Raw genomic sequence first — 17,775 nt, 5'->3', positions numbered from 1 at the left:
CTGGAAAGTCCGACAGCCTCCTAGGAGTTTCCCTAGTCAGGCGCGTGCAATTGCATCAGGAATTTGCTGGAGGGCAAGCGGGTCTTCCAGTGTAGTGAGGTCGCCAGGGTCGCGCCCCTCGCAGATTGCCTGGATGGCGCGCCGCAACAATTTGCCTGAGCGCGTCTTGGGCAGCGCCGTGACCAGACAGATGCGCTGGGGCCGCGCAATGGCACCCAGTTGGGCATCGACGTGGGTGGCAATGGCCGCTTGCAGCGTCGCTGCGGGAACATCATCCTGCCCCGGGCGGAGCACCACGAAGGCCCAGGCGGACTGGCCTTTGAGCGCATCCTGCACGCCGACCACGGCCACTTCGGCCACTGCTGGATGCGCGCTGATGCTTTCTTCGATCTCGCGGGTGCCGAGCCGGTGACCGGCCACGTTGATGACGTCGTCGGTACGACCGAGGATGTAGAGATAGCCGTCCGCATCCTGGCGCCCCCAGTCGAAAGTCGAATACACCTGCCTGTTGGGGTATGTACTCCAGTAAGTATGAACATACCGGGCATCATCGCCCCAGATGGTTTGCAGACATCCAGGGGGTAGTGGCCAGTCGATGGCCAGGACGCCTTTCTCGCCGACCTCGACCGGGGCGCCATCGGTTTCGTTGCGCAGGCAGACCTTGTACCCGGGCATCGAGACCCCAGGCGAACCGAGACGCGACGCCACCTCCGGAAACCCCTGCGGGGTCGCCAGAATGGGCCAGCCCGTCTCCGTCTGCCAGTAGTTATCGATCACCGGCTTGCCCAGGGACTCGGCCACCCAGCGCCCGGTGGGCTCGTCCAGCGGCTCCCCCGCCAAGAAGATGGCACGCAGGCTGGAGAGATCGTGCCGATGCAGTAAGGCCGGATCATGACGTTTGAGCACACGCATCGCCGTCGGTGCTGAGAACATCAGGTTGGCCCGATATTGCTCCACCGCCCGCCAGAACACGGCGGCGTCGGGACGGATGGGCGTGCCCTCGTACAGGATGGTGGTCATCCCGCAGAGCAATGGCGCGTAGACGATGTAACTGTGGCCGACGACCCAGCCGATGTCGCTGGTGCAGAAGAAGGTCTCACCCGCCTTTCCGCCAAACACCGTTCGCATCGAAAGATGCAGGGCCACGGCATACCCCCCGGTATCACGCTGCACCCCCTTGGGTTTGCCCGTGGTGCCCGAGGTGTAGAGGATGTAGCTCGGATGGGTGGACTCGACCCAGACGCAGGGCACTTGCGCATCGGCGTGCTGCACCCGCAGATCGGCATAGCTGATGTCGCACAAGGCCTCGCGCGCCCAGCCGACCAGTCCGCGATCGACCATGACGACCTGCGCCGGCGGATGTTGCGACAGACGCAGAGCCTCGTCGAGCAGAGGTTTGTACGCCATGATCTTGCCCGCCCGCGAACCCGCATCGGCACTGATGATGGCCTTGGGACGCGCGTCGTCGATCCGAGCCGCCAGGCTCACCGAGGCGAACCCGCCGAACACCACGGAATGCACCGCGCCCAGGCGCGCACAGGCCAGCATGGCGAAAACCGCCTCGGGAATCATCGGCATATAGATCAGCACGCGATCGCCCTGACCCACATCGAGACTCTGCAGGCTCGCCGCCATGACCTGCACTTCGCGGTGCAGGTCGGCATAGCTGTAGATGCGCTCCTCGCCGGTTTCGGTCGACACGTAGACCAGCGCCGGTTGATCGGCGCGCCCAGCGAGATGCCGATCGACCGCGTTGTGACAGAGATTGGTCAAGCCCCCGGCAAACCATGCAGCGAACGGCGGCTTGCTGCGATCGAGCACTGCATCCCAGGGCCGATGCCAGTCGATGGCCTGCGCCTGCTCGGCCCAGAACAATTCTGGCGAATCGACGCTGCGTCGATAAAAATCGACGTAAGTCCCGTCTGCCATGGCGTTATCTCCTGTCGTTGTTTGCAGAGCCAGCCTAGGAAGGGGCCCTGACGCCGGACTGACGCTGCGCCGCGCTCAGATTTTCACGACGATGCGTCCCCGCACGCGGCCATCCAGCAGGGTCTGCGCAGCCGCCGCGGCCTGATCGAGCGGGACTTCCTGCGTGATCCGGTCAAGCATGGAGCCGTCGAGCCGCTCGCTCAGCCTCTGCCATGCCTGGGTCCGGGCGGCTCGCGGCTGCATCACGCTGTCAATGCCGGCCAACGTGATGCCACGGAGAATGAAGGGCGCCACCGTGGTCGGAAAATCCATGCCGCCCGCCAGCCCGCAGGCGGCCACCACCCCGCCCCAGCAGGTCTGAGCACAGGCATTGGCCAGGGTGTGGCTGCCCACCGTATCCACCACCGCGGCCCACCGTTCCTTCTGCAGCGGCTTGCCCGGAGACGACAGGGTGTTGCGGTCGATGATCTCGGAGGCTCCGAGTGCGCGCAAGTAGGCCTCTTCCTGCAACTTGCCGGTCGAGGCTGCGACCGTCCAGCCCGCTTCAGCCAGTAACGCCACCGCCACGCTGCCCACGCCGCCGCTCGCGCCGGTAACCAGCACGCTGCCCTGGGAGGGCGAGACGCCCTGTCGCTCCAGCGCCAGCACGCACAATGCAGCGGTGTAGCCAGCCGTCCCCAAGGCCATGGCCTGACGCGCCGTGAAAGCCTTGGGCAAGGGAATCAACCAGTCCGCCCGCAAGCGTGCCCGCTGGCTCAGGCACCCCCAATGCGTTTCGCCGACGCCCCAACCGTTGAGCAGCCAGCGGTCGCCCGGATGCCAATCCGGGTGCGTGCTTTCGAGGACGGTTCCCGCCCCGTCGATTCCAGGCACCATCGGCCATCGCCTCACGACTGGCCCGCGGTTGGTCAGCGCCAGGGCATCCTTGTAGTTCAGCGTGGAATACTCCACCGCGACGGTCACGTCCCCGTCGGGCAGCTCGCTGTCTTCGCACGGGCCCAATGCAGCCTTGAAGCCCTGATCGGTTTGATCGAGTCGCCAAGCGGTAAACATGTCGGGGTCTCCTCACGGGCGCCCGTGCTGCGCCGCACAATGATTGACACGGAAGTCCAATTTACCTAAATTCGCGCGCTTATGCGTGTCAATCCCCTGTTCGTCCAGATCGCCTTGGCTTGCTGCCTGCTGGGCAGCGCTTCGGCGTGGGCCGATCCGGCGGCGCTGCCTCAGGTCAACCCCGCCCAGCCCTCGGAGCAGGCGGTGCGCGATGTGCAAAACGCCCAACGGGATGATTCCCCCCTTCGCCAATGGCTCACGCAGAACGGGTTTGTCCAGCAGGTCTCGACCCGCGCCTCCGATCTGGTGGTCAATGCGCTGAGCTTTCTCGGCGTGAAATATCGCTATGGGGGCGACTCAGCGCGCAGCGGCTTCGACTGTTCGGGTTTTGTTCGATACGTCTACGAAGAAACGCTGGGCACGGTGTTGCCGCACAATGCCGCGCAGCAGGCTCGGGAAGGCGAAAAAATTCCGGAGAGTCAGCTCAGGCCCGGCGATCTGGTGTTCTTCAACACCTTGCGGCGGGCGTTCTCGCACGTGGGTATCTATATTGGCAACGGCCAGTTCATTCATGCTCCGCGCTCGGGCCAGACCATCCGGGTGGAGAATCTGGACTCGCCCTACTGGGCCAAACGCTTTGACGGCGCACGCCGCATCGTGACAGGACAGCAGACCGAAGTGGCGCAGGACGACGCCACGAGCCCCTCCGCCAATCCGCCCGGGCCGAGCGGCCAGTAGGTCGCAGGGGTCTCGGTGCGCGGCGGGCAACGCCGCAACCCTACCGACAGCATCTCCCAGGAAAAACGGGCCGGAGCCCGTTTTTTATCGCCTGGACGGCGGCAGATCGGTGCAGCTTCCCTCGGCGACCTCGGCCGCCAAGCCGACGGACTCACCCAGAGTCGGATGGGGATGCACGGTGCGGCCGATGTCCACCGCGTCTGCCCCCATCTCGATCGCCAGGGCGATTTCCCCGATCAGATCGCCCGCGTGGGTGCCGACAATGCCGCCCCCCACGATGCGATGAGTGGCCTTGTCGAACAACAACTTGGTGAAGCCTTCGTCGCGCCCGTTGGCAATGGCCCGGCCGGATGCCGACCACGGAAACAGCCCTTTGGTCACGGCGATGCCTTCGGCCTTGGCCGCCTCTTCAGTCAGGCCGACCCAGGCAATCTCCGGGTCGGTATAGGCCACGCTGGGAATCACCCGCGCCTCGAAGGCAGCCTTCGCCAACGCGTCGTCACCCTTGAGTTCGCCCGCACAGACCTCGGCGGCAACATGCCCTTCGTGCACGGCCTTGTGCGCCAGCATGGGCTGACCGACGATGTCGCCAATGGCATGGATGTGCGGCACATTGGTGCGCAACTGCGCGTCCACGGGAATGAACCCTCGCTCGTTCACCGCCACACCCGCCTTGTCGGCCGCGATCTTGCGGCCATTCGGGGAGCGCCCGACGGCTTGCAGCACCAGGTCGTAGCGCTGCGGCTCACTCGGCGCACCCTCGCCCTCGAAGGTCACCCAGATGCCGTCGGGCCTGGCTTCGGCAGCAATGGTCTTGGTCTTGAGCATGATGCGGTCGAAGCGCTTGGCATTGAGCTTCTGCCAGACCTTCACCAGATCGCGGTCGGCACCGGGCATGAGGCCATCGAGCATTTCCACCACGTCGAGCCGTGCGCCCAGCGTGGAATACACGGTGCCCATCTCCAGCCCGATGATGCCGCCGCCGACGATGAGCATGGTCTTCGGCGCGTGGTCGAGCAAAAGGGCCCCCGTGGAATCGACGATGCGCGGATCGTCGGGCAGGAAGGGCAGACGCACGGCCTGCGAGCCTGCGGCCACGATGGCCCGTTTGAACTGCACCGTCTGCGTGGCGCCGGTCTTGTGCTGGCCTTCGCCCTCGGTGAGTTCGACCTGCACATGATGCGCATCGACAAAAGCGCCGTAGCCGCGCACCACCGTCACTTTGCGCATTTTGGCCATGGCCGCAAGGCCACCGGTGAGCTTGCCAACCACCTTGCCCTTGTGCGCGGCAAGCTTGGCCCGATCGACCTTGGGCGGCTCGAACGTCACGCCAAGATCGGCGAAATGGGCCGCTTCGTCGATCACCGAGGCCACATGCAGCAGCGCCTTGCTGGGGATGCAGCCCACATTGAGACAGACACCGCCCAGCGTGGCGTAGCGCTCGACCAGCACCACGCTCAAACCGAGATCGGCGGCGCGGAAGGCGGCGGAATAGCCCCCGGGACCGGCACCGAGCACGAGCACGTCGCAGGTCAGATCGACCTTGCCGCCGTAGTCGGCCGCAGCCTCTATGAGCGGCGGCGCTTCGGATCTTGCTGCGGGCGCCGCGGAAGCCGAGGCCGTCACCGCTTGCGTGGACGATGCCGCCGCTGCGGGCGGCTCGGCAGCGCCTGCCGCCTGCGCTTCAAGCTCCAGCAAAACCACCCCCTCGTTCACCTTGTCGCCCAGCTTCACCCGCACCGCCTTCACCTTGCCCGCCGCGCTGCTCGGAATCTCCATGCTCGCCTTGTCACTCTCCACCGTGACCAGCGACTGCTCCACCGATATCGTGTCGCCAGCTTTCACCAGCACCTCGATCACTTCCACATCCTTGAAGTCCCCGATGTCGGGAACCTTGACTTCGATCATGGCCATGTCGCGCTCCCGGTCAGATCAGCACACGCCGCAAGTCGGCGAGCAGCTCGCCGAGCACGGTGGTGAAGCGCGCAGCCATCGCCCCGTCGATGACGCGATGGTCGTACGACAGGGACAGCGGCAGCATCAGCCTGGGCTGAAACGCCGTGCCATCCCAGACCGGCCTGATCTGCGACTTGGACAAGCCGAGAATGGCCACTTCCGGTGCATTGATGATGGGCGTGAAGGCCGTGCCGCCCACGCCGCCCAGGCTTGAGATCGTGAAGGTCGCGCCCTGCATGTCCGAAGGCTTGAGCTTGCCTTCCCGCGCCGTCGCGGCCAGCTCGCCCATCTCCTTGGCGATTTGCGCCAGACCCTTCTTGTCCACGTCCTTGAGCACCGGCACGACCAGGCCTTGCGGCGTATCGGCCGCGAAACCGAGGTGGATGTAGTCCTTCAGGATTAGGTTCTCGCCGCTGTCGTCCAGCGAGCTGTTGAACGCCGGCATGGCCTTGAGCGCCGTCACGCAGGCCTTCATCACAAAGGCAAGCATGGTGAGTTTCACGCCCTGCTTAGCCATGCGCTCGTTGCTGCTCTTGCGGAAGTCCTCAAGCTCGGTGATGTCGGCCTCGTCGAACTGGGTGACATGCGGAATCATGGCCCAGTTGCGCGCCAGATTGGGGCCGGAGAGTTTCTTGATGCGCGAGAGCGGCTCGGTGCGAACCGAACCGAACTTGGCGAAATCCACCTTGGGCCAGGGCAGCAGATTGAGGCCTCCCAGGGTGCCTCCACCCTTGCCTGCCGTCGCCACCGCCGACGCCGCGGCCTGAGTGACCGCCTGACCGGCCATCACAGCCTTGACGAAGGTCTGCACATCCTCGGCGGTGATGCGCCCTTTCGTGCCGTGGCCCTTCACCTCGGCCAGCGGCACGCCCAACTCGCGCGCCAACTTGCGCACGCTGGGTGAGGCGTGCGGCAGCTGCGCGGCGGAGGCCGCCGGGGTCGGCGTCGGCAAAGACGCCGTCGGTGGCGTGTGCTGGCGCGGCTCGGAGGCAAATCCAACGCCCGCGGCCGCAGGCGGCACGACCGCCACCGATGCCGCAGGGGCTCCGGGCTCGGCCGGCGCCGCTGGCGTGGGCGATGCTGCCGCTGCGGGCGGCTCGGCAGCGCCTGCCGCCTGCGCTTCAAGCTCCAGCAAAACCACCCCCTCGTTCACCTTGTCGCCCAGCTTCACCCGCACCGCCTTCACCTTGCCCGCCGCGCTGCTCGGAATCTCCATGCTCGCCTTGTCACTCTCCACCGTGACCAGCGACTGCTCCACCGATATCGTGTCGCCAGCTTTCACCAGCACCTCGATCACTTCCACATCCTTGAAGTCCCCGATGTCGGGAACCTTGACTTCGACGACGGCCATCTTGCGTGTCTCCTGTTGTGTGTGCGTGCGGCGGTCGTTCAAGCGTAGAGCGAGAACATCTTTTCCGTGTCGATGCCGTATTTGGCAATGGCCTCGGCGAGCTTGGCCGTCGGCAGCGTGCCCTCATCGACCAAGCCTCGCAGGGCGGCCAGCACGATGTAGTGGCGATCGACCTCGAAGTGACGACGCAGTTCGGTTCGGGTGTCCGAGCGGCCGAAGCCATCGGTGCCGAGCACGCGATAACTCCGCCCCTTGGGCAGGAAGGGGCGGATCTGCTCGGCGAACAGGCGCACATAGTCGGTGCTGGCCACGACGGGGCCGGCATGCTTGTCCAGCTGCTGGGTCACAAAAGGTACGCGAGGGGTCTCGGCGGGGTGAAGCAGGTTCCAGCGCTCCGCCGCCTTGCCGTCACGGGCCAGTTCATTGAAGCTGGGGCAGCTCCATACGTCTGCGGCGACGCCCCAATCCTGCTCCAGCAAGTCCTGCGCGGCCAGACTCTCGCGCAGGATGGAGCCCGAGCCGAGCAACTGCACGCGCTGCTTGACCCGAGCCTTGCCCGGTTTGCACAGATACATGCCCTTGAGAATCTGCTCCTCGGTGCCCTTCTGCAGCCCTGGCTGGGCGTAGTTCTCGTTGAGCAGGGTGAGGTAGTAGAAGACGTCTTCCTGGTTTTCGACCATGCGCTTCATGCCCGCGTGGAGAATGACGGCCACCTCGTGGGCGAAGGTCGGGTCGTAGCTGATGCAGTTGGGCACATTGGCCGCCATGATCTGGCTGTGGCCATCTTCGTGCTGCAGGCCTTCTCCATTCAGCGTGGTGCGTCCTGATGTGCCGCCCAGCAGGAAGCCGCGTGCGAGCATGTCGCCGGCTGCCCAGATCAGGTCGCCGATGCGCTGGAAGCCGAACATCGAATAAAAGATGTAGAAGGGAATGGTGATGCGGTTGCTGTGCGAGTAGCTGGTGGCCGAGGCGATCCAGGAGCACATGCCTCCGGCTTCGTTGATGCCTTCCTGCAGGATCTGTCCCTGCTTGTCTTCGCGGTAATACATCACTTCGCCGCGGTCGACCGGCGTGTACTTCTGCCCTTCCGGGGCGTAGATGCCGATCTGGCGGTACAGGCCCTCCATGCCGAAGGTGCGGGTCTCGTCCACCAGAATGGGCACCACGCGGGACCCGAGCGTCTTGTCGCGCAGCAACTGGTTGAGGCAGCGCACATAGGCCTGGGTGGTGGAAATCTCGCGACCTTCGGCCGTGGCCTCGAGCATGGGCTGGAAGATCTCCTTCAGATCGGGCACCGGCAGATGCTCGTCGGCCTTTTCGCGGCGCTGCGGCAGCGGTCCGCCGAGCGCCTTGCGCCGATCCATCAGATAGCTCATCTCGGGCGTATCGTCGGCCGGCTTGAAGAAGGGGAGCCTGGGCAGATCGCCGTCGGAAACAGGAATGTTGAATCGATCGCGGAACTCGCGAATATCCTCGTCGGTGAGTTTCTTCACCTGGTGGGCCACGTTGCGCGCCTCGGCTGCACGGCCCATGCCATAGCCCTTGATGGTCTTGACCAGCAGCACCGTGGGCTGGCCTTCGTGGTGGGCCGCGGCATGGAAGGCCGCGTAGACCTTCTGCGGATCGTGGCCGCCGCGGTTCAGGCGCCAGATATCCTCGTCGCTCATGTGTTCGACCATCTTCAGCAGCCGGGGGTCGCGTCCGAAGAAGTGTTTGCGCACGAAGGCGCCGTCATTGGCCTTCATGGCCTGGTAGTCGCCGTCGAGCACGTCCATCATGACCTGGCGCAGGATGCCGTCCTTGTCGCGAGCCAGCAGCGGATCCCAATACGAACCCCAGATCAGCTTGAGCACGTTCCAGCCCGAGCCGCGGAACTCGGCTTCGAGCTCCTGGATGATCTTGCCGTTGCCGCGCACCGGACCGTCCAGGCGCTGCAGATTGCAGTTGACGACGAAGATCAGGTTGTCGAGCTTTTCGCGCGCCGCCAGACCGATGGCGCCCAGCGACTCGGGTTCGTCCATCTCACCGTCGCCGCAGAACACCCAGACCTTGCGCTTGGACGTATCGGCAATGCCGCGGGCGTGCAGATATTTGAGATAGCGCGCCTGGTAGATCGCCATGATCGGCCCCAGGCCCATGCTCACCGTGGAAAACTGCCAGAAATCGGGCATCAGCTTGGGGTGGGGATAGCTCGACAGCCCCTTGCCCCCGACCTCCTGGCGGAAATGCGAGAGCTGATCCTCGGTCAAGCGGCCTTCCATATAGGCACGGGCGTAGATGCCGGGCGCGCTGTGGCCCTGGAAGTAGATCAGGTCGCCGCCATGCTCGGCCGTGGGCGCATGCCAGAAGTGATTGAAGCCGGTGCCATACATGGTGGCCAGCGAGGCAAACGACGCCATGTGCCCGCCCAGATCGCCCCCGTCCGCCGGATGCAGGCGGTTGGCGCGCACCACCATCGCCATCGCATTCCAGCGCATATAGGCGCGCAGGCGCTCCTCGATCTCGACGTTGCCCGGGCTGCGCACCTCATCGTCGGTGGCGATGGTGTTGACGTAGGCCGTATTCGCGGAGAACGGCACATCGACCCCGTTCTGCCGCGCCTCGGTGATCAGCGACTCAAGGACGAAATGGGCCCGCCCGGGGCCTTCGGCGGCGATCAGCGCATCCAGCGCATCCAGCCATTCGCGGGTTTCCTGCGGATCGGCATCTCCCGACGCGGCGGACAATGAACTGAGGTGCAGTTCGGGTAAGGCAGCCATGGTGTTCTCCTCGTAAGTTTTCTAGAGTATCGCAAACAAATTTTCAAATCACAATAATCAATTCCACTATATGAAATATAAGGCCGACTTTTTTGCGGCTTTTCAATCTCTTCAGGCGGGCTCACGCACGAAGCTGCGCCAACGCAATTTCCCGCCAGGCGATCCGACCCGCCCGCTCGCCTCGACAGCCCAGGGAGTGCGCCCGAACAGGCCCTAGACTGTGCCCGTGGATCATCCCAAGCCCCTTTCCGCCCTGCGTCGCCGTAGCTGGACCCAGCGTCTGGGCCTGCTGCGCGCGCGCGCTTTGCTGCGGCGCATGCAGTCTGACCGCGTGCTGCTGGTGTTGCCTTTGGTCGTTTTCATTCTGTTTCTGGCGGCCATGGCCGCGTTGGTGAGTTACTCCCAGCAAGCCGACCTGCAACGCGACAAAGACAATCTCCAGCGCGACAGCGAGTGGGCGCAGCAACGCATCAGTCTCGACCTCACGCTCGCGCAGGACCAGGTGCAGGCCATCGCCAACAACCTCTCCCTGCATGACGACCGCCCCGGCCCCTTCGATGTCCAGGCGCTGCGTCTGTTGCGGCGCTATCCGCAGATCTTTCTCGTCTACTACGCGCATACCGATGGCACCGTGGTGTTCAAGAAGGGCAATCCCAATCTCGCCACCGAGCAGATCGCCGCCCTGGTGGGCAAGACACTCAAGCGGGCCAACAGCCTGCAACTGGTGCAGCAAGCGCTGATCAGCCAGAGAACCGCCTATTCGACGCCCTTCAAGAGTGTGGACAACGGCTGGCTGCTGGAAACGGCCACGCCCGTCATGCGCAACGATCAGCTCGTCGGCGTCGTGGGGTTGGTGTACTCCGTCGATGGCATCTTGCGCAACTCGGTTCCGGAAGACCTCAACGCCAGCTACGCCGTTTCGCTGCTCGGCCCCGACAACCAGTTGCTCGACAGCGCATCGAGCCAACCCATACGCGACAAAGCGCTTCAATACCGGGCCCCTCTCCCGCCTTTCGAACCCGGCCTGGTGCTGCAGGTCAGCAGCTATCGAAGCAGTCCGAGCTGGACCACCAAGGGCCTGTACTGGAGCGTTTTCCTCCTGTCGGCGCTCACCCTCTGGACTCTGCTGACCAGCTGGAACCAGCTGCGCCAGCGCCTCAGCGCCCAGGAGGCGCTCACCCGCGAAACCGCCTTCCGCCGCGCCATCGAGAACTCGCTCTCCACGGGCATGCAGGCCGTGGACATGCAGGGACGCATTCAGTATGTGAATCTGTCGTTCTGCCGCATGACCGGCTTTGAGGACAGCGATCTGATCGGCAGCCAGCCGCCCTACCCCTACTGGCCGTCGCATCAGGGCGCCGAAATGGCCCTGGCCATTCAGCAAAGCCTCGATGGCCTGGCACCGCCCTCGGGATTCGCGCTCAAGATCCGCCGCAAGAACGGCAGTGAATTCGATGCGCGCGTCTATGTCTCGCCACTGATCGACGTGCGCGAAAAGCAGACCGGCTGGATCATGTCGGTCACCGACATCACCGAACCCACCCGCATCCGCCAGGAGCTGGCCGCGTCGCACGAGCGCTTCGTGGCCGTGCTCGAAGGGCTGGACGCGGCGGTCTCCGTGATCTCGCTGGGCACCGAAGAACCCCTGTTCGCCAACAAGCTCTACCGCCAGTGGTTCGGCGCCTCGGTCCACGGCCACCTGATGCTCAATGGCGGGCAGATGACTTCGGTTGCCGACGACGATCATGTCGACACCGTCGACTCGTTTGCCGGATTGCCCGCCGACGAAATCCTCGACGGACACGCGAACGCTCACGAAACCCACGTCGAAGCCCTCGATCGCTGGTTCGATGTGCGCCAGCGCTATATGCAATGGGTGGACGGCCGGGTGGCGCAACTGCTGATCGCCACCGACATCACCCCGCGCAAACGCGCCGAGGAAACCGCACGCAAGCAAGAGGAGAAGGCCCAGATCACCAGCCGCCTCATCACCATGGGCGAGATGGCCTCGTCGCTGGCGCACGAACTCAACCAGCCGCTCACCGCCATCAGCAACTACACCTCGGGCATGATCGCCCGCGTCAAGACGCACGGCATGGCGCAGCATGAACTGGTGGATGCGCTGGAAAAGACGGGAAGACAGGCGCAGCGCGCTGCCGGGGTCATCAAGCGGGTGCGCGATTTCGTGAAGAAAAGCGAGCCCGCGCGCGTGTCCTGCCGGGTGCAGGACATCGTGCGCAATACCCTGGAGCTGGCCGACATCGAACTCACCCGACGCAACGTGAGGCTGCTCAACTTCGTGGCGCCGGGCATCCCGACCCTGTACGCCGATCCGATCCTGATCGAGCAGGTTCTGCTCAACCTGTTGCGCAACGCGGCCGAGTCGGTGGACAAGGCCGGGCGACAGGGCAATCTGCGCAGCATCGAACTCAAGATCATGCCGGATGCGGAGCGGGTGACTTTCACCGTGAAAGATCACGGCACCGGCATCGATCAAGCCGTGATGGAGCGGCTGTTCGAAGCCTTCTACACCACCAAGGCCGAAGGCCTGGGCATCGGCCTGAACATCTGCCGCTCGATCATCGAGTATCACCAGGGCCGTCTCTGGGCCGAGAATTACTACAATCAAGGCGTGATTGCAGGGTGTCTCTTCAGCTTCACCCTGCCGCTCGGAGCACCCAGAGAGCGGCCTCGGCCGCCCGCCCCTTCCGGCGATTCGGCGCCCCCTGACTTCCTTCCGTCACGCTTCTGACGTTCTGCTTCCCACACCTCTCGATCACACATGAAAACCGCCAACAAAGGTACCGTCTATGTCGTGGATGACGACGAAGCCGTACGCGATTCGCTGCAGTGGCTGCTCGAAGGCAACGACTACCGGGTGCGCTGCTTCGAGTCCGCCGAGAGCTTTCTCGCCCGCTTCGATCCGCGCGAGGTTGCCTGTCTCATCGTCGATGTGCGCATGCCCGGCATGAACGGCCTCGAACTGCAGGACGAACTGCTGCGCCGCGGCTGCTCCATGCCGCTGGTGTTCATCACCGGTCACGGCGACGTGCCCATGGCAGTGGACACCATGAAAAAGGGCGCGATCGACTTCATCGAAAAGCCGTTCAACGAAGTGGTGCTTCGCGACCTGGTCGACCGCATGCTGCAGAAGGCGCGTCTGAGTGCCGATCAGCAGCAGGCCGAAGCCAGCCGCGGCGCCCTTCTGGGGCGGCTCACCGCGCGCGAATCGCAGGTGCTCGAGCGCATCGTTGCGGGCCGCCTGAACAAGCAGATCGCCGACGATCTCAACATCAGCATCAAGACGGTCGAGGCGCACCGCGCCAACATCATGGAAAAGCTCAACGTCAGCACCGTGGCCGATCTGCTCAAGATTGCACTCGGCGCCCCCAAGTAAATCCGGGCATCGCCCTCACATCCAGCCCGCGTCCAGGAACTGAAGAGACCCTGGGTCGGTCCGGGGTCTGTGTGCGCGGGCTTTGACCCCTTCCAGAAGTCCATTCCCATGACAGCCCAACGCATCGACGGCCTTGCCCTCTCCGCCCAGATCCGCCAACAGGTCGCCCAGCGCGCCCAGGCCCGTACCGCCGCCGGACATACGCCCGGCCTCGCCGTCATTCTGGTCGGCGACAACCCGGCCAGCCAGGTCTATGTGCGCAACAAGATCAAGGCCTGTGAGCAAACCGGCATCCGCTCGGTGCTCGAACAATACGGCGCAGACCTGGAGGAGGCCGCGCTGCTGCAGCGCATCGCGGCGCTCAATGCCGATCCGGCGATCCACGGCATCCTGGTTCAGCTGCCGCTGCCACGACACATCGACGCGCACAAGGTGATCGAGGCCATTGCGCCCACCAAGGACGTCGACGGCTTTCACGTGGCCAGCGCGGGCGCGTTGATGGTGGGGCAGCCGGGCTTCAAGCCCTGTACGCCCTACGGCTGCATGAAGATGCTCGAATCCATCGGTCTACGCGATTTGCGTGGCAAATCGGCCGTGGTGGTCGGACGCTCGAACATCGTCGGCAAACCCATGGCTCTGATGCTGCTGGCGGCCAATGCCACCGTCACCATCGCGCACAGCGGCACCAGCGACCTGGGCGCCGTCTGCCGCCAGGCCGACATCGTGGTGGCCGCCGTGGGCCGCGAAAACCTGATCACGGCCGAGATGGTCAAACCCGGCGCCGTGGTGATCGACGTGGGCATGAACCGCAACGCCGCGGGCAAGCTCTGCGGCGATGTGGATTTCGAGGGTGTGAGCGAAGTCGCCGGCTGGATCACTCCGGTGCCCGGCGGCGTGGGGCCCATGACCATTGCAATGCTGCTGGTCAATACCCTGGAGTCGTGCGAGCGGGCCCACGCCCGCCCATAATCATTCCATTGCACCCAACCGGCCCCGAGGCCCTGACCCACGCCATGATGCTTGCTTTGCCCACCGACAATCCGCTGTGCGACTTCAGCGCACTGCCCGACTACGCCGCCGTCAAACCCGAGCACATCGAGCCCGCGCTCGACGCGCTGATCCAGGCGGCCGAGCAGGCTCTGGAGCAGGTCGCCGCCGAGGCCACGCCCCCCACTTGGTCGGCCGTGGTCGAACCGCTGGAACGCGCCACCGAACATCTGGGACGTGCCTGGGGCGTGGTCGGACACCTCAACGCCGTGGCCGACACCCCCGCCCTGCGGTCGGCCTACAACGCCATGCTGCCCCGAGTCACCGAGTTCTGGACCCGCCTGGGCCAAAACGAAGGCCTGCTGCGTCAATACCAGGCTCTGCATGACAGCGCCGAGTTCCCCGGCCTGAGCGCCACACGCCAACGCATCATCGACCATGCCCTGCGCGATTTCCGCCTCAGCGGTGCGCTGCTTGAAGGCCGTGCGCGCAGCCGCTATGCCGAGATCCAGGAGCGCCTGGCCGCGCTCAGCCAGACCTTCTCCGAACATGTGCTCGATGCCACGGCGGCGCATGTGGAGTTTGTCGGCGAAGAAGAGACCGCGGGCATTCCCGCCGATGCCCTGCAGACCGCGCGCGAAGCCGCCGAGCGCGACGGCAAGCCCGGCTACAAGTTCACCCTGCACTATCCGTCGTACATGCCGGTGTTGCAGCACGGCGAGCACCGACCGCTGCGCGAGCGCCTGTACCGGGCCTACGTCACCCGCGCGAGCGAGCTGGGCGATCCGCAGTTCGACAACTCCGCGGTCATGGCCGAAATCCTCGCCCTGCGTGACGAGGAAGCCCGTCTGCTCGGCTACGCCAACTACGCCGAGGTCTCGCTGGTGCCGAAAATGGCCGACACCCCCGAGCAGGTCATGCACTTCCTGCGTGACCTCGCCAGCCGCGCCCGCCCGTTCGCCCAGCGCGACCTCGACACCCTGCGTGCCTTCGCCAAGGACGAGTTGGGCATGACCCAACTCGAAGCCTGGGACATCGCCTGGGCATCCGAGAAACTGCGTCAATCGCATTACGCCCTGTCCGAGCAGGAGGTGCGCCAGTACTTCACCCTGCCGACCGTCCTTGCCGGACTCTTCCGGGTGATCGAGACGCTGTTCGGCGTGAAACTGCGCAAGGTGAAGGGGGACATCCATGCCTGGCACGCCGATGTCGAGTTGTACGAAATCGAGAACGCCGGCGGTCAGAGCATGGGCCTGTTCTATCTCGACCTGTATGCCCGCGACGGCAAGCGCTCGGGCGCCTGGATGGATCACGTGCGCTCTCGCTGGCTGCGTGGCGACGGCATGCTGCAAACACCCGTCGCCACCCTGACCTGCAACTTCCCGTCGCCAGTCGGTGGCAAGCCCGCGCTGCTCAGCCACGACGATGTGCAGACCCTGTTCCACGAATTCGGACACGGCCTGCACCACATGCTGACCCAGGTGGACGACATCGCCGTATCGGGCATCTCGGGCGTGGAATGGGATGCCGTGGAACTGCCCAGCCAGCTCATGGAGAACTTCTGCTGGGAATGGGAGGTGCTGCGTTTTCTCACCCACCACGTGGATTCCGGCGAGCCGATGCCGCGCGCCTTGTTCGACAAAATGATGGCGGCGAAGAACTTCCAGTCGGGCATGCAGACGCTGCGCCAGGTCGAGTTTTCGCTGCTCGACATGCGCCTGCATCACGATCTGCCCACCTTCACCCCGGCCGACATTGAAACCCTGGTGGAAGAAAACCGCCACGAGGTGGCCGTCCTGCAGCCGCCCGCGTTCAACCGTTTCGTCTGCAGTTTTTCCCACATCTTTGCCGGTGGCTATGCGGCCGGGTACTACAGCTACAAATGGGCTGAAGTGCTCTCGGCAGATGCCTACGAGCGCTTCGAGGAGGAAGGCCCGCTCAGTCCCGCGGTGGGCAAGAGCTACCACCAGGCCATCCTCTCGGTCGGTGGCAGCCGCGACGCCATCGATTCGTTCAAGGCCTTCCGTGGACGCGAACCGCGCATCGACGCCCTGCTCCGCCATGGGGGCATGACGGCGCAGGCCGCCTGAGCCGCAACCGGCAGTCTGTGGCGAAAACACCGCGCCGCGTCCCCGGTGCGGTTCAGTCGTGGCACACTTGCCGCTTGCACTTTCACAAGCTGTCCAGAGTGATGAAACCTACCCTACGCAGTGCCTTCATGTATTCCGCCGCCGTTGCGCTGAGCCTGGCGGCCGGAACACCGGCCTGGGCCATTTACAAAATTGTCGGCCCTGATGGCTCCATCACGTTCAGTGACGTTCCACCCAGCAACGGGCAGGGCAAGGCGGTGCAGTCACTATCCGCCCAGGGTGCCCCGGCACCGAGCCCGATCGATCGATTGCCCACGGGCTTGCGCGAAGCGGCACGAAAGTACCCGGTCACGCTCTACACCGCCTCGCAGTGCGGTGCCTGCGATGCCGCACGCGACTACCTGCGACAACGCGGCATCCCCTTCTCGGAAAAAACCATCACGACCAACGCCGACATCCAGGCCTACAAGGCCCTTTCGGGCGGTAGCGACAAGCTCCCGCTGGTTTCCATCGGCAGCACCAAGCTCCCCGTGGGATTCAGTTCTAGCAACTGGGACGTCGCGCTCGACGCCGCGGGCTATCCCAAGAAGAACGAACTGCCTCGCGGTTATGTGGGCCCTCAGCCCGTTGCGCTCGTCCCGCCCCCTGCCCCGCAGGAACCCGCCAGCAAGGCAGCAACCGCTCCTGCAGCACCGTCCGTTCTGCCTCCGCCGAATCCGAACGCCCCCAAGGGCTTCCAGTTCTGAACGGCCCTGAGTCTGGCTTCAAGGCGCTGGCAGAAAAGGCCCCGACAGGTTCAGACAAAATCGCGACGCTGAACGCCTTCCGCCGTGCCGACGAGCGCCACATTGGCGCCACGCAGTGCGAATAGACCGACCGTCACCACGCCGGGAATCTGGTTGACCCGGGTTTCGAACTCGCGCGGCTGCGTGATCTGCAAGCCGTGAACGTCCAGAATCAGATTGCCGTTGTCGGTGATGTAGCCCGAGCGTTCGCGCGGGTCGCCTCCCATGGCGCGCAGACGGCGTGCGACCAGTTCGCGAGCCATCGGCACGACTTCGACCGGCAAGGGAAATTGGCCCAGCACCGAGACCAGCTTGCTCTGATCCACAATGCAGATGAAGCGTTCCGCCGCCTCGGCGATGATCTTCTCTCGGGTCAATGCACCGCCGCCGCCCTTGATCATCGCACCTGAGCCGTCAATCTCGTCGGCACCATCGACATAGATCGAGAGTTGCGCGACCTCGTTGAGGTCGTACACCGTGATGCCCTGCGCGCGCATGCGCTCGGTCGATCGCTCGGAACTCGAGACGGCGCCCTTGATCCGGTCCTTGATCCCCGCCAGCGCGTCGATGAAGAAGTTCACCGTCGAGCCTGTGCCGACGCCAATGATTTCGCCGTGCGGCACGTGGGTGAGCGCGGCCGCGGCGACCTGCTGTTTGAGTTCGTCTTGCGTCATGTCGGGTCTTCACGAAAAATGTCAGTCTTCATTATCGCTGCGCCATCCGGCTCGCG

Annotated in this window: 12 protein-coding genes; 6 read left to right on the top strand and 6 right to left on the bottom strand. The window is 64.7% G+C overall.

From position 1 onward, the window contains the following. Window positions 1-36 precede the first annotated feature (36 nt). Window positions 37-1,929, bottom strand: a complete 1,893-nt coding sequence (locus tag BVH73_RS11800) for a propionate--CoA ligase (RefSeq protein WP_079418906.1) — start codon at window positions 1,927-1,929, stop codon at window positions 37-39. A gap of 75 nt (window positions 1,930-2,004) precedes the next feature. Continuing rightward, window positions 2,005-2,982 carry an acrylyl-CoA reductase (NADPH) gene (gene acuI, locus BVH73_RS11795; RefSeq protein ID WP_079418904.1) on the bottom strand — a complete coding sequence of 326 codons (978 nt, stop codon included), beginning with the start codon at window positions 2,980-2,982 and terminating at the stop codon, window positions 2,005-2,007. A gap of 81 nt (window positions 2,983-3,063) precedes the next feature. On the opposite strand from acuI, the gene BVH73_RS11790 reads away from it, so the two are divergent. Further along, a complete protein-coding gene (locus BVH73_RS11790; RefSeq protein WP_079418902.1) occupies window positions 3,064-3,720 on the top strand; it encodes a C40 family peptidase in 657 nt (218 codons plus the stop codon). An 84-nt stretch (window positions 3,721-3,804) separates the two neighbouring features. Here BVH73_RS11790 and lpdA read toward each other — a convergent pair whose 3' ends face one another. From lpdA to aceE, 3 genes are read right to left on the bottom strand one after another with little or no spacing between them, the layout of a single operon-like run. Next, window positions 3,805-5,634 carry a dihydrolipoyl dehydrogenase gene (lpdA, locus tag BVH73_RS11785; RefSeq protein ID WP_079418900.1) on the bottom strand — a complete coding sequence of 610 codons (1,830 nt, stop codon included), beginning with the start codon at window positions 5,632-5,634 and terminating at the stop codon, window positions 3,805-3,807. A gap of 13 nt (window positions 5,635-5,647) precedes the next feature. Continuing rightward, entirely contained in the window at window positions 5,648-7,027 is a 1,380-nt protein-coding gene (gene aceF, locus BVH73_RS11780; protein WP_079418898.1) for a dihydrolipoyllysine-residue acetyltransferase, read from the bottom strand. A gap of 38 nt (window positions 7,028-7,065) precedes the next feature. Further along, on the bottom strand, window positions 7,066-9,786 hold the full coding sequence (aceE, locus tag BVH73_RS11775; RefSeq protein ID WP_079418896.1) for a pyruvate dehydrogenase (acetyl-transferring), homodimeric type: 2,721 nt from the start codon (window positions 9,784-9,786) through the stop codon (window positions 7,066-7,068). 226 nt (window positions 9,787-10,012) lie between these two features. Between aceE and BVH73_RS11770 the strand changes: the two genes are divergently transcribed. From BVH73_RS11770 to BVH73_RS11750, 5 genes are all read left to right on the top strand, one after another. Beyond that, window positions 10,013-12,538: a PAS domain-containing sensor histidine kinase gene (locus tag BVH73_RS11770; RefSeq protein ID WP_079420573.1), complete on the top strand. Its 2,526-nt coding sequence runs from the start codon at window positions 10,013-10,015 to the stop codon at window positions 12,536-12,538. 30 nt (window positions 12,539-12,568) lie between these two features. Continuing rightward, a complete protein-coding gene (locus BVH73_RS11765) occupies window positions 12,569-13,183 on the top strand; it encodes a response regulator transcription factor (RefSeq protein WP_079418894.1) in 615 nt (204 codons plus the stop codon). Window positions 13,184-13,291: 108 nt separating this feature from the next. After that, entirely contained in the window at window positions 13,292-14,152 is an 861-nt protein-coding gene (gene folD / locus BVH73_RS11760; RefSeq protein WP_079420571.1) for a bifunctional methylenetetrahydrofolate dehydrogenase/methenyltetrahydrofolate cyclohydrolase FolD, read from the top strand. A gap of 47 nt (window positions 14,153-14,199) precedes the next feature. Beyond that, window positions 14,200-16,260 carry a M3 family metallopeptidase gene (locus BVH73_RS11755; RefSeq protein WP_425444143.1) on the top strand — a complete coding sequence of 687 codons (2,061 nt, stop codon included), beginning with the start codon at window positions 14,200-14,202 and terminating at the stop codon, window positions 16,258-16,260. 101 nt (window positions 16,261-16,361) lie between these two features. Further along, window positions 16,362-17,006: a glutaredoxin family protein gene (locus BVH73_RS11750; protein ID WP_245800332.1), complete on the top strand. Its 645-nt coding sequence runs from the start codon at window positions 16,362-16,364 to the stop codon at window positions 17,004-17,006. Window positions 17,007-17,056: 50 nt separating this feature from the next. Here BVH73_RS11750 and rpiA read toward each other — a convergent pair whose 3' ends face one another. Beyond that, a complete protein-coding gene (gene rpiA / locus BVH73_RS11745; RefSeq protein WP_079418890.1) occupies window positions 17,057-17,719 on the bottom strand; it encodes a ribose-5-phosphate isomerase RpiA in 663 nt (220 codons plus the stop codon). Between the last annotated feature and the right edge of the window lie 56 nt (window positions 17,720-17,775).

Origin of the sequence: Thiomonas intermedia, from assembly GCF_002028405.1 — a bacterium.
Taxonomy (GTDB): Bacteria; Pseudomonadota; Gammaproteobacteria; order Burkholderiales; family Burkholderiaceae_C; genus Thiomonas; species Thiomonas intermedia.
The sequence above is the reverse complement of the archived record's forward strand: the minus strand, read 5'-3'. Positions and strand labels throughout refer to the sequence as shown.

Bases quoted from the DNA above. Each gene is read 5' to 3' on its own strand.
- BVH73_RS11800 (WP_079418906.1), bottom strand. From the start codon at position 1,929: ATGGCAGACGGGACTTACGTCGATTTTTATCGACGCAGCGTCGATTCG.
- acuI (WP_079418904.1), bottom strand. From the start codon at position 2,982: ATGTTTACCGCTTGGCGACTCGATCAAACCGATCAGGGCTTCAAGGCT.
- BVH73_RS11790 (WP_079418902.1), top strand. From the start codon at position 3,064: ATGCGTGTCAATCCCCTGTTCGTCCAGATCGCCTTGGCTTGCTGCCTG.
- lpdA (WP_079418900.1), bottom strand. From the start codon at position 5,634: ATGGCCATGATCGAAGTCAAGGTTCCCGACATCGGGGACTTCAAGGAT.
- aceF (WP_079418898.1), bottom strand. From the start codon at position 7,027: ATGGCCGTCGTCGAAGTCAAGGTTCCCGACATCGGGGACTTCAAGGAT.
- aceE (WP_079418896.1), bottom strand. From the start codon at position 9,786: ATGGCTGCCTTACCCGAACTGCACCTCAGTTCATTGTCCGCCGCGTCG.
- BVH73_RS11765 (WP_079418894.1), top strand. From the start codon at position 12,569: ATGAAAACCGCCAACAAAGGTACCGTCTATGTCGTGGATGACGACGAA.
- folD (WP_079420571.1), top strand. From the start codon at position 13,292: ATGACAGCCCAACGCATCGACGGCCTTGCCCTCTCCGCCCAGATCCGC.
- BVH73_RS11755 (WP_425444143.1), top strand. From the start codon at position 14,200: ATGCTTGCTTTGCCCACCGACAATCCGCTGTGCGACTTCAGCGCACTG.
- BVH73_RS11750 (WP_245800332.1), top strand. From the start codon at position 16,362: ATGAAACCTACCCTACGCAGTGCCTTCATGTATTCCGCCGCCGTTGCG.
- rpiA (WP_079418890.1), bottom strand. From the start codon at position 17,719: ATGACGCAAGACGAACTCAAACAGCAGGTCGCCGCGGCCGCGCTCACC.